At 60.4% G+C, this 25,869-nt stretch carries 25 protein-coding genes; 11 read left to right on the forward strand and 14 right to left on the reverse strand.

The annotated features are described in order from the left end of the window. Positions 1-70 precede the first annotated feature (70 nt). The 4 genes from M5G20_RS24000 to M5G20_RS24015 all read right to left on the reverse strand — a co-directional run bounded on the left by M5G20_RS24000 (position 71) and on the right by M5G20_RS24015 (position 4,040). Positions 71-1,246, reverse strand: a complete 1,176-nt coding sequence (locus M5G20_RS24000) for a M20 aminoacylase family protein (protein ID WP_273921198.1) — start codon at positions 1,244-1,246, stop codon at positions 71-73. 321 nt (positions 1,247-1,567) lie between these two features. After that, a complete protein-coding gene (locus M5G20_RS24005) occupies positions 1,568-1,891 on the reverse strand; it encodes an amidase (RefSeq protein ID WP_273921199.1) in 324 nt (107 codons plus the stop codon). After that, on the reverse strand, positions 1,888-2,982 hold the full coding sequence (locus tag M5G20_RS24010) for a serine hydrolase domain-containing protein (RefSeq protein WP_273921200.1): 1,095 nt from the start codon (positions 2,980-2,982) through the stop codon (positions 1,888-1,890). Before M5G20_RS24010 ends, M5G20_RS24005 begins: the two co-directional genes overlap by 4 nt. Before the next feature lie 179 nt (positions 2,983-3,161). Further along, positions 3,162-4,040, reverse strand: a complete 879-nt coding sequence (locus M5G20_RS24015) for an acyl-CoA dehydrogenase family protein (RefSeq protein WP_273921201.1) — start codon at positions 4,038-4,040, stop codon at positions 3,162-3,164. Between the two features lie 155 nt (positions 4,041-4,195). Here M5G20_RS24015 and olsB point away from each other — a divergent pair, with 155 nt between their 5' ends. Further along, positions 4,196-4,951, forward strand: coding sequence for an L-ornithine N(alpha)-acyltransferase (olsB, locus tag M5G20_RS24020; protein ID WP_034146715.1), 756 nt, complete (start codon positions 4,196-4,198; stop codon positions 4,949-4,951). Further along, positions 4,951-5,742 (forward strand): lysophospholipid acyltransferase family protein, encoded by a 792-nt coding sequence (locus tag M5G20_RS24025; protein WP_273921202.1) that lies wholly within the window; start codon positions 4,951-4,953, stop codon positions 5,740-5,742. The genes olsB and M5G20_RS24025 overlap by 1 nt, the downstream gene beginning before the upstream one ends. A 38-nt stretch (positions 5,743-5,780) precedes the next feature. On the opposite strand, the gene M5G20_RS24030 is transcribed toward M5G20_RS24025, so the two are convergent. After that, a complete protein-coding gene (locus M5G20_RS24030; protein WP_273921203.1) occupies positions 5,781-6,359 on the reverse strand; it encodes an acyl carrier protein phosphodiesterase in 579 nt (192 codons plus the stop codon). 171 nt (positions 6,360-6,530) lie between these two features. Between M5G20_RS24030 and M5G20_RS24035 the strand changes: the two genes are divergently transcribed. The 4 genes from M5G20_RS24035 to M5G20_RS24050 all read left to right on the forward strand — a co-directional run bounded on the left by M5G20_RS24035 (position 6,531) and on the right by M5G20_RS24050 (position 9,802). Beyond that, the gene (locus M5G20_RS24035) at positions 6,531-6,833 is read left to right on the forward strand and encodes an ArsR/SmtB family transcription factor (protein ID WP_075947552.1); all 303 of its coding nucleotides are present in this window, start codon (positions 6,531-6,533) and stop codon (positions 6,831-6,833) included. Between the two features lie 35 nt (positions 6,834-6,868). Continuing rightward, positions 6,869-8,035, forward strand: a complete 1,167-nt coding sequence (locus M5G20_RS24040; protein ID WP_273921204.1) for an MFS transporter — start codon at positions 6,869-6,871, stop codon at positions 8,033-8,035. Between the two features lie 21 nt (positions 8,036-8,056). Further along, on the forward strand, positions 8,057-9,106 hold the full coding sequence (locus M5G20_RS24045; protein WP_273921205.1) for an alkene reductase: 1,050 nt from the start codon (positions 8,057-8,059) through the stop codon (positions 9,104-9,106). 387 nt (positions 9,107-9,493) lie between these two features. Continuing rightward, a complete protein-coding gene (locus tag M5G20_RS24050; protein ID WP_273921206.1) occupies positions 9,494-9,802 on the forward strand; it encodes a DUF3077 domain-containing protein in 309 nt (102 codons plus the stop codon). A gap of 156 nt (positions 9,803-9,958) precedes the next feature. Here the strand turns inward: M5G20_RS24050 and gstA are convergent, their stop codons facing one another. After that, on the reverse strand, positions 9,959-10,588 hold the full coding sequence (gene gstA, locus M5G20_RS24055) for a glutathione transferase GstA (protein ID WP_273921207.1): 630 nt from the start codon (positions 10,586-10,588) through the stop codon (positions 9,959-9,961). Between the two features lie 148 nt (positions 10,589-10,736). On the opposite strand from gstA, the gene M5G20_RS24060 reads away from it, so the two are divergent. Further along, entirely contained in the window at positions 10,737-11,084 is a 348-nt protein-coding gene (locus tag M5G20_RS24060; RefSeq protein ID WP_273921208.1) for a winged helix-turn-helix transcriptional regulator, read from the forward strand. A gap of 34 nt (positions 11,085-11,118) precedes the next feature. Here the strand turns inward: M5G20_RS24060 and M5G20_RS24065 are convergent, their stop codons facing one another. Both M5G20_RS24065 and emhR read right to left on the reverse strand, forming a co-directional pair. Continuing rightward, positions 11,119-11,511 carry a VOC family protein gene (locus M5G20_RS24065; RefSeq protein ID WP_075949549.1) on the reverse strand — a complete coding sequence of 131 codons (393 nt, stop codon included), beginning with the start codon at positions 11,509-11,511 and terminating at the stop codon, positions 11,119-11,121. A gap of 352 nt (positions 11,512-11,863) precedes the next feature. Then, a complete protein-coding gene (gene emhR, locus M5G20_RS24070) occupies positions 11,864-12,496 on the reverse strand; it encodes an efflux system transcriptional repressor EmhR (RefSeq protein ID WP_273921209.1) in 633 nt (210 codons plus the stop codon). A 266-nt stretch (positions 12,497-12,762) separates the two neighbouring features. Between emhR and emhA the strand changes: the two genes are divergently transcribed. From emhA to M5G20_RS24090, 4 genes are all read left to right on the forward strand, one after another. Next, entirely contained in the window at positions 12,763-13,920 is a 1,158-nt protein-coding gene (emhA, locus tag M5G20_RS24075) for an efflux RND transporter periplasmic adaptor subunit EmhA (protein WP_273921210.1), read from the forward strand. A 3-nt stretch (positions 13,921-13,923) separates the two neighbouring features. Next, positions 13,924-17,085 carry an efflux RND transporter permease subunit EmhB gene (gene emhB, locus M5G20_RS24080; protein WP_273921211.1) on the forward strand — a complete coding sequence of 1,054 codons (3,162 nt, stop codon included), beginning with the start codon at positions 13,924-13,926 and terminating at the stop codon, positions 17,083-17,085. After that, complete coding sequence (emhC, locus tag M5G20_RS24085) at positions 17,085-18,545, forward strand: efflux RND transporter outer membrane subunit EmhC (protein ID WP_273921212.1); 1,461 nt, start codon at positions 17,085-17,087, stop codon at positions 18,543-18,545. Before emhB ends, emhC begins: the two co-directional genes overlap by 1 nt. 439 nt (positions 18,546-18,984) lie before the next feature. Further along, positions 18,985-20,244: an OprD family porin gene (locus M5G20_RS24090; RefSeq protein ID WP_273921213.1), complete on the forward strand. Its 1,260-nt coding sequence runs from the start codon at positions 18,985-18,987 to the stop codon at positions 20,242-20,244. A gap of 160 nt (positions 20,245-20,404) precedes the next feature. Here M5G20_RS24090 and pcaC read toward each other — a convergent pair whose 3' ends face one another. From pcaC to pcaH, 6 genes are all read right to left on the reverse strand, one after another. Further along, positions 20,405-20,797 (reverse strand): 4-carboxymuconolactone decarboxylase, encoded by a 393-nt coding sequence (pcaC, locus tag M5G20_RS24095; RefSeq protein WP_034146727.1) that lies wholly within the window; start codon positions 20,795-20,797, stop codon positions 20,405-20,407. A 10-nt stretch (positions 20,798-20,807) separates the two neighbouring features. Beyond that, positions 20,808-21,599, reverse strand: a complete 792-nt coding sequence (gene pcaD / locus M5G20_RS24100; protein WP_150732181.1) for a 3-oxoadipate enol-lactonase — start codon at positions 21,597-21,599, stop codon at positions 20,808-20,810. A gap of 11 nt (positions 21,600-21,610) precedes the next feature. Continuing rightward, positions 21,611-22,975 carry a 3-carboxy-cis,cis-muconate cycloisomerase gene (locus tag M5G20_RS24105; protein ID WP_273921214.1) on the reverse strand — a complete coding sequence of 455 codons (1,365 nt, stop codon included), beginning with the start codon at positions 22,973-22,975 and terminating at the stop codon, positions 21,611-21,613. 45 nt (positions 22,976-23,020) lie between these two features. Beyond that, positions 23,021-24,325: an MFS family transporter gene (locus tag M5G20_RS24110; protein WP_150732179.1), complete on the reverse strand. Its 1,305-nt coding sequence runs from the start codon at positions 24,323-24,325 to the stop codon at positions 23,021-23,023. 239 nt (positions 24,326-24,564) lie between these two features. Further along, the gene (gene pcaG / locus M5G20_RS24115) at positions 24,565-25,131 is read right to left on the reverse strand and encodes a protocatechuate 3,4-dioxygenase subunit alpha (protein ID WP_150732178.1); all 567 of its coding nucleotides are present in this window, start codon (positions 25,129-25,131) and stop codon (positions 24,565-24,567) included. A 1-nt stretch (position 25,132) separates the two neighbouring features. After that, complete coding sequence (gene pcaH / locus M5G20_RS24120) at positions 25,133-25,837, reverse strand: protocatechuate 3,4-dioxygenase subunit beta (protein WP_150732177.1); 705 nt, start codon at positions 25,835-25,837, stop codon at positions 25,133-25,135. Between the last annotated feature and the right edge of the window lie 32 nt (positions 25,838-25,869).

A 25,869-nucleotide genomic window follows, 5' to 3' on the forward strand; every position in this document is an offset into this window, starting at 1 on the left:
CAAAAACCTGATGGGTAACGGCGGGCACGCCAGCGCGCGCCCGGTCCAGCGGCAGTAGAAAGAGAGGAAATCAGGCAGGCTTGAGCCAGCTCTCGGTCAGCGCACCCCAGTACGCAGCGCCGGTCAGCAGGATGTCATCGTTGAAGTCATACGCGGGGTTATGCACCATCGGCCGCGACACGCCATTGCCGATGAACAGGTAGGCACCGGGGCAACGTTGCAGCATCCAGGCGAAGTCTTCGCTGCCCATGAGTTTGGGCGTGTTGCCGTCCACCGCATCGGCGCCCACCAACTCGACACCCACCTGGCAGGCGAACTCGGTTTCGGCGGCGTGGTTGACCAGTACCGGATAAGCCGGGCGATGTTCGATTGTCGAACTGCAACCAAAACTCTTAGCCTGAGATTCGATGATCGCACGCACGCGGTCGAGGGTCTGCTCACGCACCTGGGCGTTCAGCGCGCGCAGGCTCAGGCGCAGGATGGCCTGTTGTGGAATCACGTTGGCTGCTTCCCCGGCCTGCAATGCGCCGACCGTCACCACAGCGGCCTGCTGCGCATCGATGTTGCGCGCGACCACCGTTTGCAACGCCATCACCACGCTCGCCGCCGCCACCAGCGGATCGACCGCCAGATGCGGCATCGAACCATGGCCGCCAACACCTTCAATGGTGACGGTGAGCAAATCCTGCGAGGCCATCATCGGCCCTACTCGAAAACCCAAATGACCGGCAGGCAGGCCCGGCATGTTGTGCATGCCGAACAGCGCATCGCAGGGGAAACGTTCGAGCAAGCCATCGGCGAGCATCGCTTCGGCGCCACCCTGGCCTTCTTCGGCCGGTTGGAAAATCAGGGTCAGGGTGCCGTCGAACTGACGGGTTGCCGCCAGATAACGTGCGGCGCCCAGCAACATGGTGGTGTGACCGTCATGCCCGCAAGCGTGCATGCATCCCTGATGCTGGCTGCTGTACGTGGCGCCGGTATTTTCGATGATCGGCAGTGCGTCCATGTCCGCCCGAATCCCGAGTTTGCGCGGGCTGCTGCCGTTGCGCAGGATACCGACCACGCCAGTCTTGCCGATGCCGGTATGCACCTCGTAGCCCCACGCTTCGAGGGATCTGGCCACCAGTGCCGAGGTGCGGTTTTCCTCGAAGCCGAGTTCGGGGTGGGCATGGATGTCCTGGCGGGTGGCGTGCAGGTCGCTGGCCACGTCGCTGAGCCAGGCGAGAATGTGCTGATGTCGGGTCATGACGATTGTCCTCGGGCCGGGTGAATTCCCGTTCTTTTTGTTCGTTTTGATTTCGCGACACATCAAGGCAGGTCGCGCTCACCGCCAGATAACCGCGAGTCGCGCGTGAGGACAATCGAATGTGGTTCCACGGTGTGGAACCTGATGGCCGTCGATCTCACTGGCGGCCCCTTGTGGCGAGGGAGCTTGCTCCCGCTGCGCTGCGAAGCAGCGCCAAAAACCTGCAACCGCGGTACGTCTGATTCACCGGGTTGCTGACTTTGCGACTGCTGCGCAGCCGGGCGGGAGCAAGCTCCCTCGCCACAAAAAGCATCGCCGCAGTCAGGGGGATAAGCGGCAGCCTTGGTGTTCGCCGATCCAGGCGGCGCTGTTGCTGCGGCCCATGCCGCTGACGGTGATGCGCTTGCTGGCAGTGTCATCGGTAAAGCCGCTGGTGGGCAGCCACTGTTTCACATAGCCACGGCAATACTCGGCGTCGTTGTTCATCACATACCGGCACGAGCAATATTCCTTGGCGGTGTAGGCGCTGATGATGTCGGGGAATGCCCACAGTGCGACCCGCTCATGCCAGATCCAGCCAAGCAAGGCGAGCAGCAGGATCAACAACAATGAGCTGATCGGTCGACGCCTGATGAAACCACTCATGGCTGCCCCTTCCCGGCAAAAGCCTTCAGCGCGAGCTTGAGCATTTCGTTGTGCCGGTAGCGGCCGTCACGGTCATCGCCGTAGCGCACGATCACCAGGTTTTCGCTGGGGATCACGTACATCGCCTGCCCCCAATGGCCCAGCGCCGCGAACGTATCGACGGGGGCATCGGGCCAGGGTTGCGCGGCGCTATCTACCGCACGATTGAGCCACCAGTGGCCGCCGGGGACCGCCTCATCCTGATGGGCGCGGTAGTGGTCGAACGGTTCACGATTGAAAGCGACCCAATCCTTGGGCAGCAATTGCCTGTCGCCCCAGCGACCGTCGCGGGCCATCAGTAAACCGACCCGCGCCAGATCCCGCGCGGTGAGGTAGGCGTACGAGGACGCGACGAACGTGCCCGTGGCATCGGTTTCCCAAACCGCGTGGCGAATGCCCAGCGGCTCGAACAATGCTGTCCATGGAAAGCCCCCATAGCGATTTGCACCGACGATGGTTTTCAGCGCGGCGGACAACAGATTGCTGTCGCCGCTGGAGTAGCGAAACGCCTGGCCCGGCGCCGCGTATCGGTGGTGACCGGCGGTGAATGCCGCCATGTCTTGGTGGCCTCGGGTGTAGAGCATGGCCACCACCGACGATTTCAACGGCGCGTATTCGCAGTCTTCCTGCCAGTCGATGCCAGAGGCCCAATGCAGCAAGTCGGCCATGGTCATGTCCGGGTGTTTTTTCAGTGGCGGGTAAAACTTCTGCACCGGGTCTTGCAGCTTGAACAAGCCTTCGCCGTAGGCCACGCCGAGGACCGTGGCCATCAGGCTTTTACTGATGGACCAGGTCAGGTGCGGCGTCTCGGCGGAGGTTGGGCCGGCGTAGCGTTCGTAGATCAACTGGCCGTCGCGGATCACCAGCAAGGCATCGGTGCGGATGCCTTGACGGGTGGTGTCGTTGCGCGTTGGAAATGCGTAGCTCTCCAGAATGTTAAGCGCTGGACCGGTGACGGTCGGGCCGGTTGACCATTGTTCGGCGGGCCAGTTTTCAGCGTGGACCGAGAGGCTGAATAGCAGCAGGAAAAACAGCGACAGGCCTTTGGGCATGGCGGGGCTCTTGGAAGTGAACCTGCTGAGCCTAGCCGAGGTTGATGACAGTTCCGGGACTTGTGTTGTCAATGAGGCCGTCATCGCTGGCAAGCCAGCTCCTACAGGATCTGCGTCGTACACAATATTTCACTCACCTGAAATCCCTGTAGGCGCTGGCTTGCCAGCGATGAGGCCCGTCAGATCGCCGCCAATGCCTTGGCAAGACGCTTAGCCCTGGCCCCCGCCGCCAGATCCATGACCGCCTGATCCCGTTGCCACATCGTCGCCCACTCCGACGGTCCCTCGGCCAGCGCTTGATTGACCTCAGCCTTGAGCCCCTCGAACTGCGCAAACAATCCACCGAGCAACACATGCCCGGCCGGATGATTCGGTGCCTGCCGACTGGCCTCCGCACACCCAGCCAGCAACGCCAGCAAGCGCAACTGCAGATTCTGCGGCCAATCACAGTCCTGACCAACGCCATACAGCCACGCCGTCATGGCACTCAGCACATAGACATCTTCCAGGGTGCGGAACGGTTTGACGTACGCGTCCCAGCCATCCCCCGCCAGCAGTTCACACAACGCGTTATCCAGAAACAAGCGACCATGACTGATATCCGGCATCAACGGCATCGGCGGCAGCTTTTCCACCCGCACACCGGGCTCATCGGGATAGGCCACCGTCAGACTCAAGCGCGGATCGTCGCCAGGTTGCTCGCTGCGAGCAGCGATCAGCAGCCAGTCGGCGGCATCGCCAGCGGTGACGAAATCCTTGCGCCCACTCACGCGCAAACCGCTCAGGCGGGTTTGCATGTCGGCCGGGCGCAGGCTGCGTTGCTCAGTGGCGCACAGGGCGCCGAGGCTTGATGGCGCGCTTGGCCAAAGCATGCGCAATGCCGCCTGATACCCCACCAGAAACGCCAACCCCGGCGTCGCCATCAGGCGCCCGCCCGCCACCGCCAACTCGAACGGCGTGACCGTGCCCAATTGCTGTAACAGGGTTGCGAACCCTTCGCCCAGGTCCGGGTTGGCGGGCAGGCGATCGCGGCTATTCAACAGGGTTTGCCAGGGCATAAGAGGCTCCTTTTGGGCTGTCATATAAGCATCACCAAAGCTTCATGGCGATGACACCGGGGCTACATAGCCTGACTTTGCACAACAAGGCTGGATAAAGAAAGTCGATCCGCTGTAACCCAAAGACGGGTGAGCAGCCCGCACGGAGATTCGCCATGACTCAGATCGCCCGCATCAGCGACACCGGCAACGAACGCCGCCTGCAAGCCGAACGCCTAGTGGGCGCCGAGGCTCTGCAGGAAGCTCAGGCCTTGCGTTTCAACGTGTTCAGCGGCGAGTTCAACGCCAAGCTGAAAGGCGCGGAACTGGGTCTGGACATGGATGACTATGATGTTCACTGCGCCCACATCGGCGTGCGTGACTTGAACACCGGGCGTCTGGTGGCGACCACCCGCTTGCTCGACCACACCGCCGCCAGCAGCCTGGGCAAGTTCTACAGCGAAGAAGAATTCAGCCTGCATGGCCTGGTTCATCTGCAAGGGCCGATCCTGGAAATCGGTCGCACCTGCGTCGACCCGGCCTACCGCAACGGCGGCACCATCGCCGTGCTCTGGGGCGAACTGGCCGAAGTGCTGAACCAGGGCGGCTACAGCTACCTGATGGGTTGCGCGAGCATCCCGATGCAGGACGGCGGCATTCAGGCCCACGCCATCATGCAGCGTCTGCGCGAGCGCTACCTGTGCACCGAACACCTGCGCGCCGAACCGAAAAAACCGCTGCCGACCCTGGATATTCCTTCCAACGTCATCGCCGAAATGCCGCCGCTGCTCAAGGCCTACATGCGCCTGGGCGCGAAAATCTGTGGCGAACCCTGCTGGGACGAAGACTTCCAGGTCGCCGACGTGTTCATCCTGCTCAAGCGCGACGAACTCTGCCCGCGCTACGCCAAACACTTCAAGGCGGCGGTGTAATGAGCCGGTTGCGGGTGTACGCGCGAATCGCGCGAGTGTTGCTGGTGGTGGCGCTGGGGCTGAGCATGGCCAGTGTGTTCGGGATGTTCGAACGTCTGGGCCTGGCCCATTCGATGGAACGTCGTCAGCGCTGGTCGAGATTTTTCATGGCGCGCCTGAGCAATGCCCTGCCCTTCGACGTGACCGTTCGCGGTCAATTACCGAAAGCGCCGATGCTGTGGGTCAGCAACCACGTGTCATGGACCGACATTCCGCTGCTGGGCATGCTCACCCCGCTGTCGTTTCTGTCCAAGGCCGAAGTACGCACCTGGCCGGTCGCAGGCTGGCTGGCGGCCAAGGCCGGCAGCCTGTTTATCCGTCGGGGTTCGGGCGACAGTCAGTTGATCCGCAAACAAATGACCCGCCATCTGCAGCATGAACATCCACTGCTGATGTTCCCCGAAGGCACCACCACCGATGGCCGTTCGTTGCGCACTTTCCACGGGCGCCTGCTGTCCGCCGCCATCGATTCCGACGTGGCGTTGCAACCGGTGGCGATTCGTTATGTGCGTGATGGTGAGCCTTGCCTGCTGGCGCCGTTCATTGGCGATGACGATTTGCTCTCACACCTGATGCGCTTGTTTGCCAATGACCGCGGCCAGGTGGAGATCCACCTGCTCAAGCCGATCGCCTGCGAAGGTCGTGAACGCGCGGCACTGGCGTTCGAGGCGCAACAGGCCGTGCAGAAGGCATTGTTTGGGGCGATACCGGAAAAACAGCAAGTCCCGTTGCGCCCTGCCATCGCAGCCTGAACACATCCCCCCTGTGGGACATCGCTCCCACAGGGGGATTATGTTGTTGGATGGCTCTGCGCAAAGTCCTGAAGCTGCGGGTAGAACAGCCGGAAATCCTCGCTCAACGGCTCATACAAAACCCGCAATTCCTGCATTGCGGCCGCCAGCTCTTCAGGTTTGGTCAAGCGCCGCGAAATCCCCCGCAGCACCTGCTCCAGCACTTCGAATTCCCGATACGACCCCAACCAGTCATTGGCCACCATGTGCGGGGCGATCTTCGCCAGCCGCTCCGGCAGTTGCCGTTCGCTGGACAGCACCCGGTACACATCCGAGGTGAACAGCTCCAGCGGCCGGTCCGCGTACAGCGCCCAGTCCCGGGCCAGGCAATGGTCGAAAAACACGTCGAGGACGATCCCGGCATAGCGCCGGCGCGTCAGGGAAAACCGCGCCAACGAAGCATCCACCAGCGGGTGCCGATCGGTGAACACGTCGATGCTGCGATGCAGCTGGATGGCCGCTTCGATTTCCGGTTCGAACTGCCCTTGCAGCCTGCCTTTGACGAAATCGCCATACAGACTGCCGAGCAATTGACCGGGGCGCTGGCCACCGAGGTGAAGATGTGCGAGATAGTTCATGGGCGCAGCTTAGCACTGCCCCCTTGTTTGTTTACACTCAGCGTATCGTTATAACCCGATATACCGATTTACTCTGTCCTCAGAGCAAAATCATATTGGTGTATCGCGAAATTGCGATATAAAGTTCGCCTCATCGCGATATAGCGTTTTACTGATCACGAGCACCCAACCATGAACCTCGACCTCGACGAAATAATAAAAGCCCTGGCGCACCCGGTACGGCGAGACATCCTGCACTGGCTCAAAGACCCGACCGTCGAATTTCCCGACCAGTCCCACAGCAACGAGCACGGCGTTTGTGCCGGGCAGATCGATCAACGCTGCGGCCTGTCGCAGTCAACGGTGTCTGCACACCTGGCGACCCTGCAGCGCGCCGGCCTGATCAGCAGCCGCAAAGTCGGCCAGTGGCACTTTTTCAAACGCAATGAGGAAACCATTCAGGAGTTCCTCAAAGTCTTCAGCAAAGCGCTCTGACCCTTTACGTCAGTCAGCCGACAAGGAATTAACCAATGCCCCTCTCGCTACTCATCCTCGCCTTGAGCGCCTTCGCCATCGGCACCACCGAGTTCGTCATCATGGGCTTGCTGCCCGATGTGGCGGCCGACCTCGGTGTGTCGATTCCCGGCGCCGGCTGGCTGGTGACTGGTTACGCCCTGGGCGTGGCCATCGGTGCGCCGTTCATGGCGCTGGCCACCGCCAGACTGCCGCGCAAAGCAGCGCTGGTGGCGTTGATGGGCATATTCATTATCGGCAACCTGCTCTGCGCCGTGGCCAGTGACTACAACGTGCTGATGTTTGCCCGCGTGGTCACAGCCCTGTGCCACGGCGCCTTCTTCGGTATCGGTTCTGTGGTAGCCGCCGGCCTGGTGCCCGCGAACAAACGCGCCTCGGCCGTGGCCCTGATGTTCACCGGCCTGACCCTGGCCAACGTACTCGGCGTGCCACTGGGCACCGCCCTCGGTCAGGAAGCCGGCTGGCGTTCGACCTTCTGGGCAGTGACCGTGATTGGTGTGATTGCGCTGTTCGGCCTGATCCGTTTCCTGCCGGCCAAGCGCGATGAAGAAAAACTCGACATGCGCGCCGAACTGCGTGCCCTCAAAGGCGCCGGTATCTGGTTGTCCCTGAGCATGACCGCACTGTTCGCCGCGTCGGTGTTCACCTTGTTCACCTACGTCGCGCCACTGTTGGGCGAAGTCACCGGTGTCTCGCCACGTGGCGTGACCTGGACCCTGATGCTCATCGGTCTGGGCCTGACGGTCGGCAACATCATCGGCGGCAAGCTGGCCGACAAAGGCCTGGCCGCCACATTGATCGGCGTCTTCATCGCCATGGCTGTGGTCTCCACCGTACTGACCTGGACCAGCGTCGCGCTGATCCCCACCGAAATCACCCTGTTCCTCTGGGCCACCGCGTGTTTCGCCGCCGTGCCAGCCCTGCAAGTCAACGTGGTGACCTACGGCAAGGCCGCGCCCAACCTGGTCTCGACCCTGAACATCGGCGCCTTCAACGTTGGCAACGCCCTGGGCGCCTGGGTCGGCGGCAGCGTGATTGCCCACGGCTTCGGCCTGACCCGCGTGCCCCTCGCGGCCGCCGCACTGGCCGTACTCGCCCTGGTGGTGACCCTGATTACTTTCCGTCAGAACGGCAATCCCGAACTGGCTCCTGCTACTAACTGATCTTCAAAAGAGAGCGATTAAATGACGACTATTTTCGATCCGATCAAACTGGGCGACCTCGAACTGTCCAACCGCATCATCATGGCCCCGCTGACCCGCTGCCGCGCCGACGAAGGTCGCGTGCCGAACGCGCTGATGGCCGAGTACTACGTACAACGCGCCTCCGCCGGCCTGATCCTCAGCGAAGCCACCTCGGTCACGCCAATGGGCGTGGGCTATCCGGACACCCCCGGCATCTGGTCCAACGATCAGGTGCGTGGCTGGGCCAACGTGACCAAGGCGATCCACGGCGCGGGCGGCAAGATCTTCCTGCAACTGTGGCACGTCGGCCGGGTTTCGCACTCGTTGTACTTGAATGGTGAAGCGCCGGTCGCACCGAGCGCCATCCAGCCGAAAGGTCACGTCAGCCTGGTTCGCCCGTTGTCCGATTACCCGACGCCTCGCGCCCTGGAAACCGCTGAAATCGCCGACATCGTCGACGCTTACCGCACCGGTGCCGAGAACGCCAAGGCCGCCGGTTTCGACGGCGTGGAAATCCACGGCGCCAACGGTTACCTGCTCGACCAGTTCCTGCAAAGCAGCACCAACCAGCGCACCGACATCTACGGCGGCTCCCTGGAAAACCGTGCCCGCCTGCTGCTGGAAGTCACCGACGCCGCCATCGAAGTCTGGGGCGCCGGCCGCGTCGGTGTGCACCTGGCACCGCGTGCCGATTCCCACGACATGGGCGACGACAACCTGGCCGAAACCTTCACCTACGTGGCGCGTGAACTGGGCAAGCGTGGCATCGCCTTCATCTGCTCCCGCGAGAAAGAAGGCGCCGACAGCCTCGGCCCACAAATCAAGGAAGCCTTCGGCGGCCCGTACATCATCAACGAACGCTTCACCAAAGACAGCGCCAACGCCTGGCTGGCCGCTGGCAAGGCCGATGCAGTCGCCTTCGGCGTACCGTTCATTGCCAACCCGGACCTGCCGGCACGCCTGAAGGCCGATGCGCCGCTGAACGAAGCGCGTCCGGAGCTGTTCTACGCCAAGGGCCCGGTCGGCTACATCGACTACCCGACGCTGTAATCGCTTCCCGTAGAAATGCAAAAGCCCCGGACTCGAAAGAGCCGGGGCTTTTGCATTTCGTTTAATTACGAAACCGCAATATCGGATGACGCCGTAGGACCTTGTAGGCAAACTCCGAATCTCGCTGTTGGGCACTTTGATGCCTTGTTGCGCTTTTGTTTGACGGGATAGTCTCCAGACATCGCTGACCATTCAGCGGTCGGGCTTGGAAACCCGTCGAAATTGAACGCAACAGTTTGCCCGTCACGATGTTGAGTCATGGCGGCTGTGCGCGGGACGCCTTCGGGCGTGCCGGTTTCCTAATTTCCCGGTTTTCCAACCTGCGCACAGCTGCCACCCATTCGCTTGGAAACGAATGCGGCAGCCCTTCAAATTAGGAGCTTCACCATGGCTAAAACACATCCAATCGATCCCTCAGAACTCAAAACCATCGGCTTCACCCCTTTCATCTACTGCTCGAACCAGGCGCTGTTTCATGTCAGCCGCGGCGTGCCCCTCGCTGATGCATTGGCTCAAGCCTCCAACCTGCTGTTCCTCGCCAAGGAACTCACCGTCGACGCCGCCTACGCCAAAGACACCGACCGCCACGCCTGGGCCGCGCATTACCTGACGGCGATGAGCAAAGCCGTGATCGATGACGTGGCGAAAGTACTGGACCGAGACGCTGATCGTGAGCGCACGGACGCCAGGCAATAGCGACGGCTCATGCGTAAAAAAGCCGCGTAAGAACGCGGCTTTTTTAACTGCGATGTCCCGTCCTGAATAAGGTTTACACCTTCTGACTTCTTTTCAGGAAGGTGCAATGGATACGGGCACGAAGCGCAGTCAGCGTGATTACACGCTGGCTTTTCTTTATCCCAACCCCTCAACCCGTAACGCTTTTTGTACCGCAGGGCGCTGATGTACCCGGCCATACCAGGCCTGAAGATTTTTCAGGTCGTCGAAGTGAATATCCGCTTTGTAACAGGACTTCAACCAGGCGGCCTGTCCCCATCCAGTCAGGGCGAACAGGTAGGCGTCGGCTACGGTGAAGGTGTCGCCGAGCAGATACTGACGATCAGCCAGTTGCGTATCTATCCACCCATAGCGCGCTTCCAGCTTGGGCCTGGCAGTGTCTGCGTACTTGCCCGCAAGCCCGGCATACAGGAGTGGAATGAATCCCTTGTGGATCTCCGACGACAAAAAACCAAGCCATTCCTGTAGCCGATACCGTTGCAGTGTGCCATTGGGTGGAACCAACTGTGACTCCGGCTTCTGGTCAGCCAGATACTGCACGATTGCCGAACCCTCCCGAAGTCGAGTCCCATCTGTCAGTTCAAGGATCGGTACATAGCCGAGTGGATTGATATCGTAATAGTCGGCGCCTCCCTCCACCGTATGTTCGCGGTGGTCAACCTGGAGAAGCGTGACATCAAGACCCAGTTCATTGATTACGATATGAGGGGAAAGGGAGCAACTGCCGGGGATGTAGTAGAGCTTCACAAGCGATCTCCTAATAGGTCTATTACATCGCCTCCGTCCAGAAAGCGATGGATGACCATCTTAGGGATAAGGTATACAAATGGAAGAAGGCACTTTTTTATCATCTAGGTACATAAAATATACCTGCCCCCCCCTTAAGGAAAACGCCATGAAAAAGAACGTGACGGGTTGTTCCGTGGAGGAAGCCATGCGCCTGCTGGGTGGTCGATGGCGTCTTCTGCTGGTGTCATACCTGCTGGACGGGCCCAAACGCTTCAACGAGTTGCGTCGAGATGTACCGGGAATTTCGCAGCGGATGCTCACCCTAGATCTGCGGGCACTTGAAGAGGTCGGCCTGGTGAAGCGCACGGTATATCCATCAGTTCCCGTCAAAGTGGAGTACGAACTGACTGAGGACGGTAACCGATTGAGACCCGTGGTCAGCGTCATGCAGGACTTTGGTTTGTGGCTGAAGCAGAGTGGGAAAACCCTGATGCCCTTGGATCAAGAAAGCTAGTCCCCACCTGTGCCTGACCGATCCTACACTTGGCCTACTCCGGATCGTGACAACAGACGCAAAGCTTGTTTCCTTCAGGGTCTCGAAAATACGCCCCATAAAAATTCGGGTGGTATTCGGGTCGCAAGCCCGGAGCGCCTTCACATGTTCCATCCAATGCCAACGCCAAGGTATGGGCGTTGTGTACGATCTGTCGATTAGGTGCCAGCAGAGCAATCATTTGCCCGTTTCCTAGCGTCGCAGAATCGCCGTCGAACGGTTTGCCCACCACGAAAAGAGGCCGTGCAGTGTCAGGGTGTTTCCAGCCCGCCCATGGGCGTTCAAGTTCTGTGAACTTGAGATCAAGTCCGAGTATCTGCATGACCCCTTGATAAAACACAAATGCCCGATTGAAGTCATTCACTCCGATGAATACATGTGAAATCATTTTTTATCCTAAAAAGAGGAAGCCTTCTCGCACCCTACCAAGAATTTTCAGGCTGTTTTCAACTCCTGGCCTGAAACATACTCCGTCGGTCTTGGAAGCTGTTTTTACACACTCTGGGTCGATCTCTGCCGCTCACATCCACACAGCGTGCTGGTCAAATCCGATGCAAATGACTGGTCAGGCCACACCGCCCACAGAAACGACACAAAATTCCTACAAATTACGTCGCTGACGACCTGTCATCCGCGTGAACGTACGTATATAAAAGCACCCCATTAGCGCAAAGCGGGTGAAGAACTGTTCATCCACCGCTCCAACGGTTGACACACAAGACGCCGATTAGCATCTTGCTTTATTTGCGCAGGCTGGGGCTGAAACGCAACAGATCCAGACCGGTATCAACCCAGCGCTCGGCCTCGATGTGCAGTTGGAAGCTGTCGGGGGCCAACAGCCATTGATACAGGATGCCATCGATATAAGCGTGCAAGCTGATGGCGGCACGGGCGGTGTCGAGGTTTTCCGGCAACTGTCCGCGATTCACGGCGTTACTCAAGGCCAGGCCGATCCGTACATTGCAGTCGAGGCTGGCTGCCACGCGCTGTTGGCGCAGATCGCACATTTCATCGGTGAATTCGCACTTATGAAACAGAATTTCGTTGATGCGTCGGGTTTTCGGGTCCAGTGCAATTTGATGAAACAAATGAATCAACAGTTTGCGCATGCAGCCCAGAGGGTCGAGTTCATCTTCGCTTTCGCTGGCCTTGGCCATTTCTTCCAGCGGCTCATGCAAGGTATCGAGCATGGCCTGCACCAAGTCCGCCTTGTTGCTGAAATGCCAGTAGATGGCCCCGCGCGTGACACCGGCGAGGGTTGCGATATCCGCCAGGGTCGTACGGGCCACGCCCCGCTCGTAAAAGGCTTTTTCAGCCGCCTCGAGAATCTGGCTGCGGGTTTCTTGAGCTTCCTCTTTGGTACGACGGACCATGGCAGTACAACCTCAATCAGGATGCTTCAGCGATGTCTGGATATCAGCTGAATAAAAGTGGGGCGATCGCTCTTGGGTATCGTCCCCGGGCCAACAATTGCAGCCATTCGATGGCTTCTGTAACAGCGTGGGTACACAGCCAAGGTATTTACAAACAGCCGTGAACGTAAGTATATTCCTTAGCAAGCTACTTATCCACCCGGCACCCCATTTTTACCTTCCATCTTTTCTTGTGCGTTTATTACGCGCCTGACCCGAGGATTTTCATGCAATTCAAGCCAGCTCTTACCGCTCTGGTCGCCGCCGTCGCCCTGGCATCGCTGCTCAGCGGATGCAAAAAGGAAGAAGCGGCACCGGCCGCACCACCGCCTCAGGTCGGCGTTGTCACCCTGCAACCGCAAACGTTTACGCTGACCTCCGAACTGCCCGGCCGCACCAGTGCATTCCGCATTGCTGAGGTACGTCCACAGGTCAACGGCATCATTCTCAAGCGTCTGTTCAAGGAAGGCAGCGACGTCAAAGCCGGCCAGCAGCTCTATCAGATCGACCCATCGGTCTATGAAGCGACTCTGAAAAGCGCCGAAGCCAACCTGCGTTCGACCAAATCGATCTCCGACCGCTACAAGCAACTGGTCGACGAGCAAGCCGTAAGCCGCCAGGAATACGACACCGCCGTCGCCAACCGCCTGCAATCGGAAGCCGCGCTGCAGTCGGCCCAGATCAACGTGCGCTACACCAAGGTCTATGCCCCGTTGACCGGTCGTATCGGTCGCTCTTCGGTGACCGAAGGCGCGCTGGTCAGCAACGCGCAGACCGAAGCGATGGCGGTGATCCAGCAACTCGACCCGATCTACGTCGACGTGACTCAGTCCTCGGTCGAACTGCTCGAGCTGCGCCGCGAACTGGAAAGCGGTCGCTTGCAGAAGGCCGGCGACAACTCGGCCAAGGTCAAGCTGACCCTCGAAGACGGCAGCCAGTACAAACTCGATGGCAAGCTGGAATTCTCCGAAGTCTCGGTTGACCAGACCACCGGCTCCGTCACCCTGCGCGCGGTATTCCCGAACCCTGACCATACGCTGTTGCCGGGCATGTTCGTGCACGCCCAGTTGCAGGCCGGTGTGAACAGCGCGGCGATTCTGGCCCCGCAGCAAGGCGTGACCCGCGACCTCAAAGGCACGCCGACCGCACTGGTCGTCGGCCCGGACAACAAGGTTGAACTGCGTCAGCTGAAGGCCAGCCGCACTGTCGGCAACCAATGGCTGATCGAAGATGGCTTGAAAGCCGGCGATCGCCTGATCACCGAAGGCCTGCAATACGTCAAGCCGGGCGTCGAAGTCAAAGCCAGCGAGGCGACCAACGTAGCCGCAAAGAACCCGGCCCCCGCACAGGCAGCTGATAAAGCGTCTGGCGGCAAAGGGGAGTAAACCATGTCGAAATTTTTTATCGACCGTCCGATTTTCGCCTGGGTAATTGCCCTGGTGATCATGCTGGTCGGGGCACTATCGATCCTCAAGTTACCGATCAACCAATACCCGAGCATCGCGCCGCCAGCGATCGCCATTTCCGTGACCTATCCGGGCGCTTCTGCGCAAACCGTGCAGGACACCGTGGTTCAGGTGATCGAGCAGCAGCTCAACGGTATCGACAACCTGCGTTATGTGTCTTCGGAAAGTAACTCCGACGGCACCATGACCATCACCGCGACCTTCGAGCAAGGCACCAACTCCGATACCGCGCAGGTTCAGGTCCAGAACAAGCTGAACCTGGCCACCCCGCTGCTGCCGCAAGAGGTGCAGCAACAGGGTATCCGCGTGACCAAGGCAGTGAAGAACTTCCTGCTGGTCATCGGCGTGGTGTCGCGCGACGGCAGCATGACCAAGGACGACCTGTCGAACTACATCGTGTCCAACATGCAGGACCCGATCTCGCGGACCGCCGGTGTCGGTGACTTCCAGGTGTTCGGTTCCCAGTACGCCATGCGTATCTGGCTCGACCCGGCCAAGTTGAACAACTTCAACCTGACCCCGATCGACGTCAAGACCGCCATTGCCGCGCAGAACGTGCAGGTGTCGTCCGGTCAACTCGGCGGCCTGCCTGCCCTGCCCAGCACGCAACTGAACGCGACGATCATCGGCAAGACCCGTCTGCAGACCGCCGAGCAATTCGACAAGATCCTGCTCAAGGTCAACAAGGACGGTTCTCAAGTTCGCTTGAAAGATGTCGCCGAAGTGGGCCTGGGTGGCGAGAACTACAGCATCAACGCTCAGTTCAACGGCGCTCCGGCGTCCGGTCTGGCGGTGAAACTGGCCACCGGCGCCAACGCGCTGGATACTGCCAAGGCACTGCGTACCACCATCGACAGCCTCAAGCCGTTCTTCCCGCAAGGGATGGAAGTGGTGTTCCCGTACGACACCACTCCGGTGGTGACCGAGTCGATCAAGGGCGTGGTTCACACCCTGGTTGAAGCGGTAGCGCTGGTGTTCCTGGTGATGTTCCTGTTCCTGCAGAACTTCCGCGCCACCATCATCACCACCATGACCGTTCCGGTGGTGTTGCTGGGTACGTTCGGGATCCTCGCGGCAGCCGGTTTCAGCATCAACACCCTGACCATGTTCGGTATGGTGCTGGCCATCGGTTTGCTGGTGGACGATGCCATCGTCGTGGTGGAAAACGTCGAGCGGGTGATGAGCGAAGAAGGCCTGTCGCCCAAGGAAGCCACCAAGAAATCCATGGGCCAGATCCAGGGAGCCCTGGTGGGTATCGCCCTGGTACTGTCGGCGGTACTGCTGCCGATGGCGTTCTTCAGCGGTTCCACCGGTGTGATCTACAAGCAGTTCTCGATCACCATCGTCTCGGCCATGGCCCTGTCGGTACTGGTTGCGCTGATCTTCACCCCGGCACTCTGCGCCACCATGCTCAAGCCGATTAAGAAAGGCGAGCACGGCACCCCGAAACGCGGTTTCTTCGGCTGGTTCAACCGCAACTTCGACCGTGGCGTCAAAAGCTACGAGCGCGGCGTGGGCAGCATGCTCACGCACAAGGCGCCGTATCTGCTGGCGTACCTGATCATCGTGGTTGGCATGATCTGGCTGTTCACCCGCATTCCAACCGCGTTCCTGCCTGAGGAAGACCAGGGCGTACTGTTCGCCCAGGTGCAGACGCCGGCCGGTTCGACCGCCCAGCGCACCCAAGTGGTCGTGGACGAAATGCGCGAATTCCTGCTGCGTCCGAGCAAGGACGGTGGTGAAGGTGATGCAGTGAACTCGGTGTTTACCGTGACCGGCTTCAACTTCGCCGGCCGTGGCCAGAGCTCGGGTATGGCGTTCATCATGCTGCGCCCGTGGGACGATCGTAACGCCGACAACAGCGTGTTCAAGGTGGCGGCCCGTGCCCAACAGCACTTCTTCACCTTCCGCGATGCCATGGTGTTCGCCTTCGCTCCGCCAGCGGTACTGGAGCTGGGTAACGCCACCGGTTTCGACGTGTTCCTGCAGGACCGCGCCGGTATCGGTCACGAGAAACTGATGGAAGCACGTAACCAGTTCCTCGGCATGGCCGCGCAAAGCAAGATCCTGGCTCAGGTCCGTCCGAACGGCCTGAACGACGAGCCGCAATACCAGCTGGAAATCGATGACGAGAAGGCCAGTGCCCTGGGCATTACCATCGCGGACATCAACAACACCCTGTCGATCGCCCTGGGTAGTAGCTACGTCAACGACTTCATCGACCGCGGTCGGGTGAAGAAGGTTTACGTACAAGGCCAGCCAGGGGCGCGCATGAGCCCTGAAGACTTGAAGAAGTGGTACGTGCGTAACAGCGCCGGCACCATGGTTCCGTTCTCGGCGTTCGCCAAGGGTGAATGGATTTACGGCTCGCCGAAACTGGCCCGTTACAACGGCGTGGAAGCGATGGAAATCCTCGGCGCCCCGGCCCCGGGTTACTCCACCGGTGAAGCGATGGCCGAAGTCGAAGCCATTGCCAAGAAACTGCCGGCCGGTGTCGGTATTTCCTGGACCGGTTTGTCGTACGAGGAACGTTTGTCCGGCTCGCAAGCGCCAGCACTGTATGCCCTGTCGTTGCTGATGGTGTTCCTGTGTCTGGCGGCGCTGTATGAAAGCTGGTCGATTCCGATCGCGGTGATGTTGGTGGTGCCGCTGGGGATCATCGGTGCGCTGATGGCCACCAGCCTGCGCGGCTTGTCCAACGACGTGTACTTCCAGGTGGGCTTGTTGACGACTATCGGTCTGGCAGCGAAAAACGCCATCCTCATCGTCGAATTCGCCAAGGAATTGCACGAACAGGGACGCAGCCTGCGCGAGGCGGCCATCGAAGCCTGCCGCATGCGTCTGCGACCGATCATCATGACCTCGCTCGCCTTCGTGCTCGGTGTGGTACCCCTGGCGATCTCCACGGGCGCAGGTTCGGGTAGCCAGCATGCCATCGGTACCGGGGTGATTGGCGGTATGATCACGGCAACCGTATTGGCGATCTTCTGGGTCCCACTGTTCTTCGTCACTGTGTCGGCCATGGGTCAGCGTAAAAACGTCGACCAGGAAGACGCTACTGAAACTCCTAAAGAGGCTGGCTAATGAGCAAGTCGCTACTCTCCCTGGCAGTCGCCGCCTTCGTGCTCGGTGGCTGCTCGCTGATACCTGATTATCAGCAACCGGATGCTCCGGTGGCGGGCCAATACCCTCAAGGGCCGGCGTATTCGCCGGCCCAGGCACCGGCTCAGGCCGCTGCCGAGCAGGGCTGGAAGCAGTTTTTCCATGACCCGGCGTTGCAGCAGTTGATTCAGCTTTCCCTGGAAAACAACCGTGACCTGCGCGTCGCGGCCCTGAACATCGACGCGTTTGCGGCTCAATACCGCATCTCCCGCGCCGACCTGTTCCCGGCTGTTTCGGCCAATGGCACCGGTAGCCGTCAACGGGTTCCGGCCGATGCGTCGCAGACCGGCGAATCGAGCATCACCAGTTCCTACTCGGCCACCGTCGGCGTCAGCGCCTACGAACTCGACCTGTTCGGCCGGATTCGCAGCCTGAACGAAGAAGCGCTGCAGCAGTACTTCGCCACCGAAGAAGGCCGTCGCAGCACGCAGATCAGCCTGGTGGCCAGCGTGGCCAATGCCTACCTGACCTGGCAGGCTGACAAGGAACTGCTCAAGCTGACCCAGGACACCCTGGCCGCGTTCGAGGAGAGCTACAAGCTCACCGCCCGCAGCAACGAAGTGGGGGTCGCCTCGGCCCTGGACCTGGCGCAGTCGCGGACCTCGGTGGAAAACGCCCGTGCGCAATTGGCCCGTTACACCCGTCAGGTTGCTCAGGATGAAAACAGCCTGGTGCTGCTGCTCGGCACCGGTATTCCGGCCAACCTGCAAGCGGCCAAACCGCTGGCGGACGATCTGCTGAGCGACGTACCGCCGGGCCTGCCGTCCGACCTGCTGCAACGTCGTCCGGACATCCTGCAAGCCGAGTACAACCTGAAAGCGGCCAACGCCAACATCGGCGCGGCGCGCGCAGCGTTCTTCCCGAGCATCAGCCTGACCGCCAATGCCGGGACCCTGAGCCCGGACCTGTCCGGTCTGTTCAAGGGCGGTTCGGGCACCTGGCTGTTCCAGCCGCAGATCAACCTGCCGATCTTCAACGCCGGCAGCCTGCGTGCCAGCCTGGATTACTCGAAAATCCAGAAAGACATCGGCGTGGCGAACTACGAGAAGTCCATTCAAACGGCCTTCCAGGAAGTCGCCGACGGCCTGGCTGCCCGCCAGACCTACACCCAGCAGTTGCAGGCTCAGCGTGACTTCGTCAGCGCCAACCAGGATTACTACCGCCTGGCCGAGCGTCGCTACCGTATCGGTGTCGACAGCAACCTGACCTTCCTCGATGCCCAGCGTCAGCTGTTCAGTGCGCAACAGGCATTGATCACCGACCGCCTGGCGCAACTGGTCAGCGCAGTGAACCTGTACAAGGCACTGGGTGGTGGCTGGAACGAACAGACGGCGAAGGTCGAGCCGTTGAAGGAAGAAGCGCCGAAGTTGAAGTTGTTCTGATACCGCGGTGAACATACGAAGCCCACCTTTTGGTGGGCTTTTTGTTGGTTGCGGGAAAAGCGGTGTTAGCCGTGCGGGCTTCATCGCTGGCAAGCCAGCTCCCACAGTGTCCGTGTCGTACGTAAATTTTAGGGTCCACTGTGAGCCGGTGGGAGCTGGCTTGCCAGCGATGAAGCGCTGAAGAACAGCACAAAAACCCGGATCAATCTTACGTTCGATAATCGCCCAAAACCCGCTTTCACCGATTGAACCATCCAGTACATTCCCCGCACCATCCGCTCCACAAGACTAAAAACAACAGGTTCTACAGCATGCCCCCGCGCCCCGCCCTGTCCGGCTGACCCCGATTCGTTTGCCCTGTTTTCCCGTATTCGTCTGCAACTGAAGAGTTGCGGCATCACCCTCGCTTTATCTACAAAAATTAGAGAGACCCGAGCCCATGACGCCTTCTCCTGCGCAGTATTTTGTTCCCAGCCTGATCGCCCTGGCCCTCGCGGCCGCCGCCCTGCCCGCCCACGCCGAGGAATCTGGTTTCGTTGAAGGGGCCAAGGTCAACCTGAACCTGCGCAACTTCTACCTCAACCGCAACTTCACCAATCCGACCAAGACCCAGGGCAAGGCTGAAGAATGGACGCAAAGTTTTATCCTCGACGCCAAGTCCGGGTTCACTCAGGGCACCGTCGGTTTTGGTATGGATGTGCTGGGGTTGTACTCGGTGAAGCTCGATGGCGGAAAAGGCACTGGCGGTACGGCACTGCTGCCGCTGAACAGTGACGGTCGTCCGGCAGACAATTTCGGGCGCACCAACGTGGCGTTCAAGGCCAAGCTGTCGCAGACCGAAGTGAAGGTGGGCGAGTGGATGCCGGTGCTGCCGATCCTGCGTTCGGACGATGGGCGTTCACTGCCGCAAACCTTCCGCGGCGGGCAGATCACCTCGAAGGAGATCGCGGGCCTGACGCTGTACGGCGGCCAGTTCCGCCAGAACAGCCCCCGCGATGACAGCAGCATGGACGACATGTCGATGACCGGCAAAGCGGCGTTCACCTCCGACCGTTTCAACTTCCAGGGCGGCGAATTCCTGTTCAACGAAAAGCGCACGCAGATCGGCCTGTGGAACGCCGAACTCAAAGACATCTACAGCCAGCAGTTCATCAACCTGACCCACAGCCAACCACTGGGTGACTGGACCCTGGGCGCCAACCTCGGATTCTTCTACGGCAAGGATGACGGCAGCGCCCGCGCTGGCGAACTGGACAACAAAACCCTGTACGGCCTGTTCTCGGCCAAGTATGGCGGCAGCACTTTCTACGTCGGCCTGCAGAAACTCACCGGCGACAGCCCCTGGATGCGGGTCAATGGCACCAGCGGCGGCACCCTGGCCAACGACAGCTACAACTCCAGCTACGACAACGCCCGGGAGAAATCCTGGCAGGTGCGTCACGACTACAATTTCGTCGCCCTCGGCGTACCGGGCCTGACGTTGATGAACCGCTACATCAGCGGCGATAACGTGCACACCGGCACCATCACCGACGGCAAGGAGTGGGGACGTGAAAGTGAACTGGGCTACACCGTACAGAGCGGTGCACTGAAAGACCTGAACGTGAAATGGCGCAACTCGACCATGCGCCGGGATTACAGCAACAACGAGTTCGATGAGAACCGCTTGATCATCAGCTACCCGATCAGCCTGTTGTAGGAGCATGACTTGCCCGCGATGGCGATTTCGCTGACGCCATCGCTGGCAAGCCAGCTCCCACAGGGATCTTCAGTGACCACAAAATTGGCGTTCACATCGGACCACTGTGGGAGCGGGTTTGCCCGCGATGGCGTCAGTTCAGGCAACAACAATCGCGGGATCACTCCCGCGATTCAACTCCCAATTCATCCCACACCGACTCCGCCAGGTGGAATGTCGCATTGGCTGCCGGGATGCCGCAGTAAATCGCGCTCTGCATGATCACTTCCTTGATCTCGCCACGGCTCACGCCGTTGTTGGCGGCGGCGCGCAGGTGCAGTTTGAGTTCGCCTTCGCGGTTCATGCCGATCAGCATGGCGATGGTGATCAGGCTGCGGGTGTGGCGCGGCAGGCCCGGGCGCGTCCAGATGTCACCCCAGGCGTGGCGGGTGATCATTTCCTGAAACTCCGAGTTGAACTCGGTCAGGGTGGTCAGGCTGCGATCGACATGGGCGTCGCCCAATACCGCGCGACGAACGTTCATTCCCTCGTCGTAACGTTGCTTCTCGTCCACAACAATCCCCTTATTGAGCCAACAAAAACGTCAGGACCCGCTGGCTGAACGCGTCACCGGCCTGCACGTTGGACAGGTGCGCCGCGTAAAACTCGGCGTACTCGGCACCCGCCACATGTTCCTGAATGAAATGCCCGCCGGACGGTGGCGTCACCGCATCCTGCGCGCCGGCAACCACCAGCAGCGGCACCTTGATCGACGACAGCTGGTCGCGGAAGTCGGCATCACGCACCGCCGCACAGTTGGCCGCATAGCCCTCAGGCGAAGTCGCCGCCAGCATGTCGGTAATCTGCTTGGCCGCCGCCGGGTTGGCTTCGGAGAAGTCCGGGGTGAACCAGCGTGCAATCGACGCATCGCGCAGGGCAACCATAGCGGCCTGACCATCACGCAAGACCATCTCAATACGCGGGTCCCACACCGACGGATCGCCGATTTTCGCCGCGGTGTTGCACACGATCAGCTTGTTCAAGCGCTCGCCGGCATTGATTCCCAGCCACTGCCCGATCAAGCCGCCCATGGACAAACCGCAGAAATGCGCACGCTCGATGTGCAGCGCATCCAGCAGCGCCAGCACATCGCGGCCCAGTTGCTCGATGCTGTACGGCCCCGGCGTTACCAGCGACTTGCCGTGACCCCGGGTGTCGAAACGCAGCACGCGAAAATGCTCAGTGAACGCCGGGATTTGCGCGTCCCACATGTGCAGGTCGGTACCCAATGAGTTGGACAGCACCAGCACCGGCGCATCGACCGGACCGTCAACTTGGTAATTCAGTTCGCCATCGGCGAGTTGTACGAAAGCCACAGCAATCTCCTTCAGGCAGTCAACGCAGAATGTTCAGCCACCGCTCGCTCGACCCAGGTTTTGGCCTGACCGAGGTAATGGGCGGGGTCCAGCAGATGATCGAGTTCGGCGGCCGTCAGTTCGGCAGTCACTTGCGGTTCGTCGCCGAGTACCGCGCGCAGATGACGCTGTTCGGCCACGGCGCGTTTACAGCATTGTTCCAGCAGATGATGCGCGGTATCGCGGCCAACCCGTTGCGCGAGGACGATGCTCACCGCTTCGGCGAGCACCAGGCCTTGAGTCAGGTCGAGGTTGCGGGCCATACGCTCGGCATCCACTTCCAGACCTTGGGCGATCAATAGCGCCTGCTGCAAGCTGCCGGACACCAGGCAGCAAATTTCCGGCAGGGTTTCCCACTCGGCATGCCACAACCCCAAGCTGCGCTCATGTTCTTGCGGCATGGCGCTGAACAGCGTCGACAGCAGTCCCGGCACACGGGTCGCCGCGCCGATCAACACCGCCGCGCCGACCGGGTTGCGTTTGTGCGGCATGGTCGACGAGCCGCCCTTGCCTGGCGCCGAAGGCTCGAACACTTCGCCGACCTCGGTTTGCATCAGCAGGCTGATGTCGCGGCCGAGCTTGCCGAGGCTACCGGCAATGAGGCCAAGCACCGCGCCAAATTCCACCACCCGGTCGCGCTGGGTGTGCCACGGTTGATCGGGCAATGTCAGTTGCAGCTCTTCAGCCAGCGCCTGGGCAATCGGCATGGCCTGGTCGCCGAGGGCCGCGAGCGTTCCGGAAGCACCACCGAATTGCAGCACCAGCAGACGCGGTTTGAGTTCAATCAGTCGCTGACGGCTGCGCGTCACCGCCCCCAGCCAACCGGCGATTTTCATGCCGAGGGTCACCGGGGTAGCGTGCTGCAGCCAGGTGCGCCCGGCCAATGGTGTCGCCGCATAACGCTGGGCCTGGTCCGCGAGGATTTGCCCCAATTGCGCCAGATCGTTTTCGATCAGTTCCAGCGCCTGCCGCAGTTGCAGGACCAGGCCGCTGTCCATCACGTCCTGACTGGTCGCGCCCAGATGCACGTAGCGCTCAGCCTCGGCATTGTGCGAAGCGATCTGTTTGCCCAGTGCCTTGACCAACGGAATCGCCGAGTTGCCGGCGACGGCAATCGCCTCACCGAGGGCCGCGAAATCGTAATGCCCGGCTTGGCACGCCACACTGATCGGCGCCACCGCAGACTGCGGAATCAACCCGACCCGCGCTTCGGCCCGGGCCAGCGCGGCTTCGAAATCAAGCATGGCCTGGACCCGGCCCTGATCGCAGAACACTTCACGCATATCGCGGGCAGTGAAATAGGCATCGAACAATTGATTGCCCGGTCGCTGGTTCATAAACAGTTCCTGAAGGCGCGGGCCTTGGCGGCCCGCGCGTGAAGATCAAAGATCGTGATGCAGATACTTCGCCTGTTTCGGCAAACGCAGGCTGAACAGGAAAGCGATCGCCATCATCGCCGTCACGTACCAGTAGAAGGAGTTTTCCATGCCCACGTTCTTCAGGCTCAGGGCCACAAATTCCGCCGAACCGCCGAAGATCGCATTCGCCACCGCATACGCCAGGCCCACGCCCAATGCGCGCACTTCCGGCGGGAACATTTCGGCTTTCACCAGGCCGCTGATCGAGGTATAGAAACTGACGATCGCCAAGGCCAGGGTAATCAACACAAAGGCCAGGAATGGGCTGCCGACAGTTTTCAGGCTCAGCAGGATGGGCACCGTGAACAAGGTACCAAGGCCACCGAACCAGAGCATCGAATTACGTCGACCGATTTTGTCGGCGAGCATGCCGAACAGCGGCTGCATGCACATGTACAGGAACAGCGCGCCGGTCATGATGTAGCTGGCGGTCTTGGCGTGCATGCCGGCGGTGTTCACCAGGTATTTCTGCATGTAAGTGGTGAAGGTGTAGAAAATCAGCGAGCCACCGGCGGTGTAACCCAGCACGGTGATGAACGCGGCTTTGTGGTCGCGAAACAGTGCGCGGATGCTGCCGGCGTCTTTGTTTTCGCGCATTTCCTTGCTGGTGGTTTCCTTCAGCGAACGACGCAGGAACAGCGAAATCAACGCCGCCACCGCACCGACCACGAACGGAATCCGCCAGCCGTAGGCACGCAGGTCTTCCTCTGTGAGGAACTGTTGCAGGATCACCACCAGCGACACGGCCAGCAACTGTCCACCAATCAGGGTCACGTACTGGAACGAAGCGAAGAAACCGCGTTGGCCCTTGAGCGCTACTTCGCTCATGTACGTCGCGGTGGTGCCGTACTCGCCGCCCACCGACAAACCTTGCAGCAAGCGCGCGAACAGCAACAGGATCGGCGCCCAGACGCCGATGTCTTTATAGGTGGGCAAGCAGGCGATGAGCAGCGAGCCGAAGCACATCATCAGAATCGAGATCAGCATCGAGTTCTTGCGCCCGTGCTTGTCCGCGACACGGCCGAAGATCCAGCCGCCGATCGGTCGCATCAGGAACCCGGCGGCGAACACGCCTGCCGTGTTTACCAACTGCACCGTGGGGTTGTCTGACGGAAAAAAAGCCGGGGCGAAATAAATCGCGCAGAAGGCGTAGACGTAGAAGTCGAACCATTCGACGAGGTTGCCGGACGAGGCACCGACAATGGCGAAGATCCGCTTGCTGCGTTCTTCGCCGGTGTATAGAGGTTCTGTAGCGGTGGTCGTTGTCATTGTTTTTCACTCAATAGGGACTGTGAGAGCCTAGACACACTTTGTAACAGTCCCGTTCCGCAAATGCATAGGCCTAAAGCCAACACACGTTCCTGTGACGAGGGAGCTTGCTCCCGCTCGGCTGCGAAGCAGTCGTAAATTCGGCCGACGTGGTCTGCCTGATTTATCGTGATCGCCGGGTTTGGGCTCGCTTCGCAAGCCAGCGGGAGCAAGCTCCCTCGCCACAAGTCTGTATCCAATCAGTAATCGAAGAACACCGTCTCGGCATCAGTGCCTTGCAGGATGACGTTCCACTGATACACACCGCTCGCATCCTGCTTCGCCATCAGCGTAGTGCGGCGCTCGGCCGGTACACATTCGAGCAACGGATCGTCGACGTTGGCCGGTTCGCCATCGAAGTAGATCCGCGTCAGCAAGTGCTTGACCAAACCACGGGCAAACACCAGAACCACAAGGTGCGGCGCCTGGGTCGTGCCCTTGAGGCCCTCGACCGTGCCCGGCTTGATGGTGGTAAACCGGAAGCGCCCTTCGGCATCCACCGGCACCCGGCCAAAGCCTTCGAAATTCGGGTCCAGGGGTTTTTCCTGGTCGTCTTCCGGGTGGTCATACTTGCCGGCGGCGTTGGCCTGCCAGACTTCCAGCATGGCGTCGTTGACGACATCGCCGTTGCCATCGACCACTTGCCCGGTGATCGCCACGCGCTCGCCCAGGGTTTGCTCGACAGTCAGGTTTTCGCGGTTCAGCCAGGTCAGGCCGATGTGGTAGTACGGTCCGACGGTGTGGGACGTGGTCGCAGTCAGCGTCATCTTATTTCTCCATCGGCGTGGCGTCGCGGCCGCGCAAAACGATGTCCCAGCGATAACCGAGGGCATAGGAAGGGATGGTTTTTTCCAGATCGAACGTGGCGATCAAACGCTCTTTGGCGCTAGTGTCGGGCACGCAGTTGTAGATCGGGTCATAGGCCAGCAGCGGGTCGCCCGGGAAATACATTTGCGTGACCAGCCGCGTCAGGATGCTCGGGCCGAACAGCGAGAAGTGGATGTGCGCCGGGCGCCAGGCGTTGTGGTGGTTACCCCACGGATACGCACCGGGCTTGATGGTCTGGAACTGGTACCAGCCATCGGCGTCGGTCACGGTGCGGCCGGTCCCGGTGAAATTCGGGTCAAGCGGCGCGTCGTGCAGGTCACGGGCATGGGCGTAGCGACCGGCGGCGTTGGCCTGCCAGATCTCCACCAGAATCCCTGGGACCGGCAGACCGTTTTCGTCCAGCACGCGGCCGTGGATAATGATGCGTTCACCCTGAGGTTCGCCTTCGTGCTGGGCAGTCAGGTCGTTGTCCTTCTCGTTGACGCGCTCGGCGCCGACGGTTGGCCCGGTGATTTCCGACAGCGAATGGGGCAAAAACACCAACGGCTTGGAGGGCGAGCGCAGGTTGGTGGATTGATAGCTCGGGTGCAGGTACTCGGGCTGAGTACCCTCCTGCGGGCGACGGTAACCAGGCTTGTCAGTCATTACTTTTTCCTCAGTTCTTATTAGCCGACAGG

Source organism: Pseudomonas sp. TNT2022 ID1044 (assembly GCF_028656895.1).
Taxonomy (GTDB): domain Bacteria; phylum Pseudomonadota; class Gammaproteobacteria; order Pseudomonadales; family Pseudomonadaceae; genus Aquipseudomonas; species Aquipseudomonas reinekei.